The following is a 2,995-nucleotide window of genomic DNA, read 5'->3' as shown; positions in this document are numbered from 1 at the left end:
CGGCCTGCTCGACGTCCGTCTCCGGCCCGGCGACCCCACCGTCGACCCGACCGCCGACCTCGTCGACGACCTCCCCGAGCCCGAGCGCGCCCTCGCGATCGCCGCGCGTGCCGGCCACGCCCCCGGTCCCGACGACGACGGGTGCCTGCGGGTCGCGACGCCGGCGGACACCGCCGAGGACGCCCGGGCACTGCTGGCCGCCCGGGGCGTGGCCGCGGGGGAGCTCTACGTCGTGCTGCACCCCGGCGCCTCCGTCCCCGCCCGCGCCTGGCCACCCGGACGCTGCGCCGAGGGCGTGGCGGCGCTGCGGGCCGCCGGGCACCGGGTCGTCGTGACCGGCGCCCCGGGCGAGACCGCGCTCACGGCCGACGTCGCGGGGGAGCACGGGATCGACCTCGGCGGGGCGACGTCCTTCGCGGTGCTCGCCGAGGTGCTGCGCGGCGCGGCGGCGGTGGTGGTGGGCAACACCGGGCCCGCGCACCTGGCGGCCGCGGTGGGCACGCCGGTCGTCTCGCTGTTCGCGCCCGTGGTGCCCGCTGTCCGCTGGGCGCCCTACGGAGTGCCCCACGTCCTGCTCGGCGACCAGGACGCGCCGTGTCGCGGGACCCGGGCGCGTGAGTGCCCGATCCCCGGCCACCCCTGCCTGGCGGGCGTCGGACCCGACGCCGTCGTGGCCGCCGTGGCCGGGCTCACTGCTCACGGAGAGTAGTAGTTGCCAGCGTGGCGTTTACCAGGTCGTTCTCGCAGGGATTTCTCGGCGGTGACCTCCAACCCCGATGCACGGCCGCAGACGACGGTTCTGCACTGGCACGTGCACGGGTCCTGGTCGACGGCGTTCGTTCAGGGCCCGCACCGGTACCTGCTGCCCACCCTGCCCGAGCGCGGGCCGTGGGGCGGCGGGCGTCCGGCCGCGTGGACCTGGCCCGACGCCGCCGTGGAGGTCTCGCCGGAGCAGATCGCGGCGGCCGCCGACGAGATCGACGTCGTCGTGCTGCAGCGCCCGGAGGAGATCGACCTCGTCGAGCGCTGGACCGGGCGGCGGCCCGGTGTCGATCTCCCGGCCGTGTTCGTGGAGCACAACACGCCCCGGGGCGACGCCCCGGCCACGCGGCACCCGCTCGCGGAGCGTGACGACATCCCGGTCGTCCACGTCACCCATTTCAACGCGCTCATGTGGGACTGCGGACGGGCCCCGGTCCACGTCGTGGAGCACGGCGTCCTCGACCCCGGGCACCGCTACACCGGCGAGCTCGACCGGGCCGCCGTCGTCGTCAACGAACCCGTCCGGCGCCACCGCGTCACCGGGACCGACCTGCTCGCCGGGTTCGCCGACACCATCGGCCTCGACGTCTACGGGATCGGCTCGGAACGCCTGCCCGAGGCCGTCCACCACCCCGCCGTCCAGATCGGCGGGGACCTGCCGCAGGCGCGGATGCACGCCGAGCTCGCCCGCCGGCGGCTCTACCTCCACCCGATCCGGTGGACCTCCCTGGGGCTCGCCCTCATCGAGGCCATGATGCTCGGCATGCCGGTGGTGGGCCTCGCCACCGCCGAGGCCGCCGTGTCGGTCCCCGACGACGCCGGAGTCGTCGCCACGGATCCCGCTGTGCTGCACGACGCGATCCGGACCTACCGCGCCGATCCCGACCTCGCCCGCGCGCACGGTGCCCGCGGCCGCGAGATCGCGCTCGAGCGCTGGTCGGTCGACCGGTTCCTCGACGACTGGGACCGGGTCCTGGCCGCCGTCGCCGGTGACATCCCCTCCTCGGCGCCGCTCGGGTCCAACCACGCGGCCGCGGGCGCCGTCGCCGTCCCCCTCTGACGACCGTTCCGGCCGGGTCGACGCCGACCCGGCCCCGACCCCGTCCGACGGACACCTGATCGTTCGGGACCGGAGCTTGAGCCCACAGCGCACCGGTCCACCGCCACGTCCGACGTGCGAGGCGTACACCCACCGGAGATCACCGGTGAGGGGTGCGCGCTGCCGCACGTCCGCAGGAGGACTGTGCATGCGGATCGCCATGGTCTCGGAGCACGCGAGCCCGCTCGCGTGCCTGGCCGAGACAGCCGACCCCGCCCGTAGCTCCACCGACCAGGCCACCGCGGCCGGGATCGGCGCCGTCGACGCGGGCGGGCAGAACGTGCACGTGCACGCGCTCGCCACGGCGCTCGGACGTGCCGGCCACGAGGTCGTGGTGCACACCCGCCGGACCGACGCCACCACGCCGCAGCGGGTCCCGCTCGCGCCCGGCGTGGTCGTCGACCACGTCCCGGCCGGACCCGCGGTCGAGCTCGGCAAGGACGACCTGCTCGAGCACATGGGCGAGTTCGCGGCCGTCCTCCGCCGACGCTGGCGCACGTCGCCGCCCGACGTGGCCCACGCCCATTTCTGGATGTCCGGGCTCGCGGCGCTCGACGCCGGGCGCGCGACCGGCGTCCCGGTGACCCAGACCTTCCACGCCCTCGGCTCGGTCAAGCGCCGCCACCAGGGCGCGCGCGACACCAGCCCGGCCGAGCGGGTGGCCCGCGAGAGCGACCTGGCCGCCTCGGTGGACCGGGTGATCGCCACCTGCCACGACGAGGTCGCCGAGCTCGTCGCGCTCGGCGTCTCCGCCGACCGGGTCGACGTGGTGCCCTGCGGGGTCGACGTCGAGCACTTCACGCCCGGCCCGGCGGCCCCGCACCCCACCCCGCGGATCCTCACCGTCTCGCGGCTCGTGCCCCGCAAGGGCGTCGACACCGTGGTCCGGGCGCTCGGCCGCCTCGCCGGAATCGCCGGACTCGCCGGCTCACTGCCCGAGCTCGTCGTCGCCGGCGGCCCCACGGCCGCGACGCTCGACGACGACGCCGAGGTCGCCCGGCTGCGCGCGATCGCGGCGGCCGAGGGCGTCGCCGACCGGGTGCACTTCGTCGGCCGGGTCGCTCCCGCCGAGATGCCCGACCTGATGCGCTCCGCCGACGTCGTGGCCTGCCTGCCCGCCTACGAGCCCTTCGG

3 protein-coding genes are annotated in these 2,995 nt (G+C 76.5%); all 3 read left to right on the top strand.

Annotation, left to right across the window (positions count from 1 at the left end; genetic code table 11):
• Positions 1 to 709, top strand: a 709-nt coding sequence (locus AC0CYZ_RS00035; RefSeq protein ID WP_472210734.1) for a glycosyltransferase family 9 protein, incomplete at its 5' end; no start/stop codon positions are given.
• A gap of 51 nt (positions 710 to 760) precedes the next feature.
• Positions 761 to 1,822: a glycosyltransferase gene (locus AC0CYZ_RS00030; RefSeq protein ID WP_472210732.1), complete on the top strand. Its 1,062-nt coding sequence runs from the start codon at positions 761 to 763 to the stop codon at positions 1,820 to 1,822.
• Positions 1,823 to 2,009: 187 nt separating this feature from the next.
• On the top strand, positions 2,010 to 2,995 hold a 986-nt coding region (locus AC0CYZ_RS00025), incomplete at its 3' end, for a glycosyltransferase (protein WP_472210730.1).

The organism is Actinomycetospora sp., assembly GCF_055612215.1.
The sequence above is the reverse complement of the archived record's forward strand: the minus strand, read 5'-3'. Positions and strand labels throughout refer to the sequence as shown.